General features: G+C 45.7%; 7 protein-coding genes and 4 tRNA genes. 3 read left to right on the top strand and 8 right to left on the bottom strand.

Translation table 11 applies throughout. The features are described 5' to 3' along the window. The 5 genes from RH88_RS23110 to RH88_RS19570 all read right to left on the bottom strand — a co-directional run. On the bottom strand, positions 1-108 hold a 108-nt coding region (locus RH88_RS23110), incomplete at its 3' end, for a GTP-binding protein (protein ID WP_005595135.1). A 102-nt stretch (positions 109-210) separates the two neighbouring features. Then, positions 211-286: transfer RNA gene (locus tag RH88_RS19585), tRNA-Thr, on the bottom strand. Between the two features lie 12 nt (positions 287-298). Further along, positions 299-373: transfer RNA gene (locus tag RH88_RS19580), tRNA-Gly, on the bottom strand. A gap of 34 nt (positions 374-407) precedes the next feature. Continuing rightward, positions 408-492, bottom strand: a tRNA-Tyr gene (locus RH88_RS19575). Between the two features lie 53 nt (positions 493-545). After that, positions 546-621: transfer RNA gene (locus tag RH88_RS19570), tRNA-Thr, on the bottom strand. Between the two features lie 205 nt (positions 622-826). On the opposite strand from RH88_RS19570, the gene coaA reads away from it, so the two are divergent. Next, positions 827-1,756: a type I pantothenate kinase gene (gene coaA, locus RH88_RS19565; protein WP_005599312.1), complete on the top strand. Its 930-nt coding sequence runs from the start codon at positions 827-829 to the stop codon at positions 1,754-1,756. Positions 1,757-1,891: 135 nt separating this feature from the next. On the opposite strand, the gene RH88_RS19560 is transcribed toward coaA, so the two are convergent. Beyond that, positions 1,892-2,317: a DUF805 domain-containing protein gene (locus RH88_RS19560; RefSeq protein WP_005599311.1), complete on the bottom strand. Its 426-nt coding sequence runs from the start codon at positions 2,315-2,317 to the stop codon at positions 1,892-1,894. 121 nt (positions 2,318-2,438) lie between these two features. Continuing rightward, positions 2,439-2,786, bottom strand: coding sequence for a 5-carboxymethyl-2-hydroxymuconate Delta-isomerase (locus RH88_RS19555; protein ID WP_005599309.1), 348 nt, complete (start codon positions 2,784-2,786; stop codon positions 2,439-2,441). A gap of 270 nt (positions 2,787-3,056) precedes the next feature. On the opposite strand from RH88_RS19555, the gene tpiA reads away from it, so the two are divergent. Continuing rightward, positions 3,057-3,827, top strand: a complete 771-nt coding sequence (gene tpiA, locus RH88_RS19550; protein ID WP_005599307.1) for a triose-phosphate isomerase — start codon at positions 3,057-3,059, stop codon at positions 3,825-3,827. A 143-nt stretch (positions 3,828-3,970) separates the two neighbouring features. Further along, complete coding sequence (locus tag RH88_RS19545) at positions 3,971-5,362, top strand: MATE family efflux transporter (RefSeq protein WP_005599305.1); 1,392 nt, start codon at positions 3,971-3,973, stop codon at positions 5,360-5,362. Between the two features lie 107 nt (positions 5,363-5,469). On the opposite strand, the gene rraA is transcribed toward RH88_RS19545, so the two are convergent. Then, positions 5,470-5,982: a ribonuclease E activity regulator RraA gene (gene rraA / locus RH88_RS19540; protein WP_005599303.1), complete on the bottom strand. Its 513-nt coding sequence runs from the start codon at positions 5,980-5,982 to the stop codon at positions 5,470-5,472. Between the last annotated feature and the right edge of the window lie 18 nt (positions 5,983-6,000).

Raw genomic sequence — 6,000 nt, 5'->3', positions numbered from 1 at the left:
CAAAGTAGTACAGATAGCTGCAGTAAGAGTAGTTTTACCGTGGTCAACGTGGCCGATAGTACCAACGTTTACGTGCGGTTTTACACGTTCAAATTTTTCTTTAGACATGAGTTGTCCCTCTAGGTACGGATTTAAGTGGCGCAAATGACCACGTAACCAAACTTATTGGTGATAAAGTATATATCAAAAGGAAAATTTTGCTTTGGGAGCTGGTGCTGATACCCAGAATCGAACTGGGGACCTCATCCTTACCAAGGATGCGCTCTACCGCCTGAGCTATATCAGCAACACTAGTGATTGGAGCGGGCAGCGGGAATCGAACCCGCATCATCAGCTTGGAAGGCTGAGGTAATAGCCATTATACGATGCCCGCACACGTAACTCTTCGAGCTATTTCCTAAAGAATATGGTGGAGGGGGACGGATTCGAACCATCGAAGGCAGTGCCGGCAGATTTACAGTCTGCTCCCTTTGGCCACTCGGGAACCCCTCCAAATTTTTACATTCCATTCTCACTACAACGTTTCTAAAAGAAACAGGAGAGAATGGTGCCGACTACCGGAATCGAACTGGTGACCTACTGATTACAAGTCAGTTGCTCTACCTACTGAGCTAAGTCGGCATAAGTGGTGCGCATTCTATTGAATGATTTTCTACCTTGCAATAGCAAAATGGAAAAAAGTATTTTTTTTACTAAGTTTCTACCTATTTGCCGAATTTTCGTGCAATTTTTGTCGGAAAAAACAAATCTGGTGTGTCTGTCATTTTCTTTCTTGTAAGCTTGATGTATTTTCCAACTTCTGTGCGATGAATCGATTAGGGAAACCATGACCCCATACCTCTCTTTTAATAGGCAGCAATGGGCTGAACTACGTAATTCAGTACCAATGACTTTGTCTGAAGAAGACCTAAAAGAGCTGCAAGGTGTGAACGAAAGTCTAACCATGGAAGAGTCTGTTGAGATTTACCTTCCTCTGGCCCGTTTACTCAATCTCTATATCGCGGCGCGCCAAAGTCGAAACTCAGTGCTACAAAAATTTCTTGGCGAAAAAGCCAAGGATAACGCTCCCCCTTTCATCATCGGTATTGCCGGCAGTGTGGCGGTAGGCAAAAGTACCACGGCGCGCTTGCTCAAAGCCCTACTCTCCCGTTGGGATAACCACGCTAAAGTGGAGCTTGTCACGACCGATGGATTTCTGTATCCGAAGAAAGTATTGGAAGAGCGCGGTATTTTGCACCGTAAAGGCTTCCCTGAGTCTTACGACATTAAGCGTTTGGTGGAGTTTGTCTCTGACATCAAATCGGGTAAGCCGAATCTGCAGGTACCGCTCTATTCGCATCTGACTTACGATATTACCGATGAAGTCAAAACCATCGACCGTCCCGATGTATTAATCATTGAAGGATTGAACGTACTGCAAAGTGGCATGGACTATCCACAAGATCCACATCGCGTGTTTGTCTCTGATTTTCTCGATTTCACATTGTATGTTGATGCCGAAACCGAGGTGATTGAACAGTGGTATATCGAGCGTTTTTTAAAATTCCGTCAAGGTGCGTTTACTCAGCCTGGATCTTACTTTAGCCACTACACCCAATTGAGCGAACAGCAAGCGATTGATAAAGCCAAAGATATTTGGCGCACTATTAATGGCGTCAACTTACAAGAGAACATATTACCTACTAAGGGTCGTGCTCAGTTGGTGTTAAAGAAGGGCGCAAATCATCTGGTTGAAGAGGTGTGGCTAAGAAAATAGTGCCGTAATTCAAGCGACCGGTACTTCAAAGAGCCCGTGCTTAATTGAGCATCGACGAAAAAACAAAGGGTTGACTGGAAGGTCAACCCTTTTGTTGTTCTGCTTGTCCATTAAACGATGAGTTGGCGGTTACACTTATTTTGGCTCTGGCCCGTACTGGTTATCGCCCTCTTGTCCTTTAAAGAAACCACACTCCACCAAAATCCACACACCACAGACCAATGCCGCAAGCGAGCTCAACATTTGCAGCGTCGTACTGTGCGCCATTTGGCTCGGATCATTTGCTGGAATCGTCATGCGACCAATAACCAAAGGCACATTCATCAATAACCACCAGTTTGATTTACCTCTGTCATGCCATCGTTTGGCCGTTATCGCTAGATCTGGGATCAACACGAACACTAAAAAGACAGGCAAAATCAAATGCGCATAGGCCGGGAATAATTGATTGATACCCAACCCAAACCCCATGATCAACACGTAATAGGTGAGATTCCAGATCCAGTAGACTTTGCGTCCGATACGACCTTGGAAGGAAAACAACAACTCTTTAATCGACATCTTTTTTTACCTAACTACAAACTTAAAAATAAAATCTATAACGCTGATGTTTATACAATAACAGTTTCCAAGTGAGAAACTTGTAACCGCTATCTAATAACAAATCAGCTTCCGTGGTGACTCAATTGACCACTTTCTGAAAGCAGGCTTTATCCATATCTCTGACGTTAATCGTCAAACTCGTAATGTGACTGGCTTGCTGCTGCAATACCGCCATAAGTAACCTTGATAACTCGCGCTTTTGCTCTGGGGTTCGCCCATCTAACAATTCAAACGTAATATGAATAAAGTCGCTACTGTCACCTTGCTCACCAATCATCCAATGATGGTAGCGCAAGGCTCTTGATTTCAACGACGGCACGTCGAACAGCCCCGATTGTATCGCAGCATGATGTAAGTCTTCTAACAACCCTTGCACATTAACGCGTTCATCGACCGAATTTGAGTATTCCATAACTAAATGTGGCATATCGCTCCTTGATTCTGCTCGTTGGTTTATGGTGCTGATTAAGCACTAATACCAATTTATCGGCGAAAAACCGAGCCCATTACTAGTAATCTGTCTAACAGATCACTGATAGCTTTGAGCGCATGTTTTACCGCAGTCAATCTCTCCAAGTCGCCAATGAGATTCGATCAAGAAATGATTCGGGTCATGATCTAGCGAATTTATTCTGTTATATTCCTACGTAGATTATTTACATTAACACTTTTAATTAATTAATACGGAGATATTCCTATGCGTCGTCCTGTAGTGATGGGTAACTGGAAACTTAACGGTAGCAAAGCAATGGTAACTGAGCTGCTAACTGGTCTTAACGCTGAGCTTGAAGGTGTTGAAGGTGTTGACGTAGCAGTAGCGCCACCTGCGCTATACATCGACCTAGCTGAGCGTCTAATCGCTGAAGGCGGTAACAAGATCATTCTAGGTGCACAAAACACTGACCTAAACAACAGCGGTGCATTCACTGGCGATATGTCTCCAGCAATGCTAAAAGATTTTGGTGCAACTCACATCATCATCGGTCACTCTGAGCGTCGTGAATACCACGCAGAGTCAGACGAATTCGTTGCTAAGAAATTCGCATTCCTAAAAGAAAACGGTCTAAAACCTGTTTTCTGTATCGGTGAGTCAGAAGCGCAAAACGAAGCTGGCGAAACTGAAGCAGTATGTGCACGTCAAATCAATGCAGTTATCGATGCATACGGTGTTGAAGCGCTAAACGATGCAATCATCGCTTACGAACCAATCTGGGCAATCGGTACTGGTAAAGCAGCAACAGCTGAAGATGCACAACGCATCCACGCATCTATCCGTGCAATGATCGCTGAAAAAGACGCAGCAGTGGCTGAGCAAGTAATCATCCAGTACGGCGGTTCTGTTAAACCAGAAAACGCAGAAGCTTACTTCTCACAACCAGACATCGACGGTGCTCTAGTTGGTGGTGCAGCTCTTGACGCAAAAGGCTTCGCAGCAATCGCTCGCGCAGCAGCGGCAGCAAAAGCTTAATTTAAACCTCTCGGTTTAAATGAAAGAAAAGGTCAACTTCGGTTGGCCTTTTTTATTTGGGTACCATACTAATCACCCATGAAAACCTGTCGCACTGACTTTGAATCAAGTATTCTACTCTTTTCCTCAAGTGCGACGCTCTTATGCAAGATAAACACGGCCTGCTAAGCGACCCGATCCCTCAAGTGCTGCGACAAATGACCATCCCAATGACCATGGGTTTGATTGCGATCTTGATGTTTAACTTGGTAGACACGTTTTTCATTTCATTGCTGGGCACAGACGCACTCGCCGCCGTCAGTTACACCTTCCCTGTCACCTTTGGGGTCAACTGCATCACTATGGGCATCGGTATTGGTCTATCCACTAATATTGGTCGACTGCTTGGCCAAGGCCACTCGCAAAGTGCCGCCCGCGTCTCTACTCATGGTCTATTGCTGGCGGTCATTTTGGTTGCCATTGCCTCAACCCTCGGCTTACTTACCATTGAACCACTATTTCTTGCTTTGGGGGCTGAGGCCAAACTGATCCCACTGATCAGCGAATACATGAGTGTGTGGTATTTCGCGATTCCGCTGCTGGTGATCCCAATGGCTGGTAACAGTTCGATTCGCGCCACCGGTGACACCACCACGCCCGCTAAAATCATGATTGCGGCAGGGGTGATCAATGGCGTACTCGATCCTTTATTGATTTTTGGTTACGGGCCTTTTCCTGAGTTAGGTATTCAAGGCGCCGCTATTGCGAGTGCTTTTAGTTGGCTTGGCGCATTGTTTGGTTCACTGTTTGTTTTGATCAAGCGTGAGAAGTTACTCAGTTGGCCTCAACTAGGCTCTCTGATTGAGGATTGGAAAACAATCCTTAAAATTGGTACGCCTGCTGCGTTATCAAACGCGATGACCCCCCTTTCAGGTGCACTTCTAATGATGATTCTTTCCAGCCACGGCACAGCTGCTGTTGCCGCTTATGGGGCGGCTCAGCGCATTGAATCGATCTTAATCTTGGTACTGATGTCTTTAACTTCTGCCCTAACCCCCTTTATGGCGCAAAATTTTGGCGCAGGCAATCCACGGCGCAGCTTCGATGGCCAGTTTCTCAGTATGCGTTTTGCGATTGGCTTTCAGTTCATTTTGTTCATCTCGATGGTGCCATTGAGTGTGCCATTAGCGGCCTTATTCTCTCAAGAAGAGAGTGTACGCAACCTACTTTGGCATTACTTACTGGTGGTGCCATTTAGCTATGGTTTCCAAGGCATCATGATGATGTTGGTCTCAGGACTCAACTCTCTCCACCAACCACTGAAAGCCTTTCAGTGGAGTGCGATGCGCCTGTTTATATTTACCCTGCCATTGGCGTGGCTAGGGGGCAAATTCTATGGCATTGAAGGGGTCTTTATAGGTATCGCTCTGGGCAATATTCTCGGTGGGAGTTTAGGTTATTGCTATGCACTGCACATCAAGCGCGTCACGCTTAAAGCCAGTCAACAGCCCCTGAACCCAGATAAGCACGTCGATAAGCACCTCGATAAGCAATAACCGCAGCAAGGCTTGTCCTCATCAGGATAAATCGCCCATGCTAGAAAGCAAAAAGCCAGCATAATGCTGGCTTTCTTATAGACAATTTAACGTGGCAGATGTGCCGATTACAACTCGGGATCTTCTTCAAGTTCCAGATCGATATTGAGTGGCTCTTGCGACAAAATGACGCCGGTATTATCGGCATACAAATAATCTTCTGGTAGGAAAGTGACACCACCAAAGTTAACCGCTACGTCTGTCTCACCTTCACCTTTGCCAGTTGCACCAACAGGAATAGAGGCCAATGCTTGGATGCCGATGCTCATGTCTTCTAGCTCATCCACTTCGCGTACGCAGCCATAGACGACGATGCCTTCCCACTCGTTCTCTTCTGCCAATGCCGCAATTTCTGCATCGACCAAAGCACGGCGAAGTGAACCACCACCATCGACTAATAAAACTCGCCCAACGCCATCTTGCTCTAAGATTTCACGAATGATGCCATTGTCTTCGAAACACTTAACGGTCGTAATTTGCCCCGCGAACGAAGCACTACCACCGAAGTTACTGAACATTGGTTCAACCACATCGACTTGTTCTAAATAAATATCACATAGAGCTGAAGTATTGTATTCCATCGCAATTCGTCTCATAGC

This window comes from Vibrio scophthalmi LMG 19158 (assembly GCF_000222585.1).
Taxonomy (GTDB): domain Bacteria; phylum Pseudomonadota; class Gammaproteobacteria; order Enterobacterales; family Vibrionaceae; genus Vibrio; species Vibrio scophthalmi.
The sequence above is the reverse complement of the archived record's forward strand: the minus strand, read 5'-3'. Positions and strand labels throughout refer to the sequence as shown.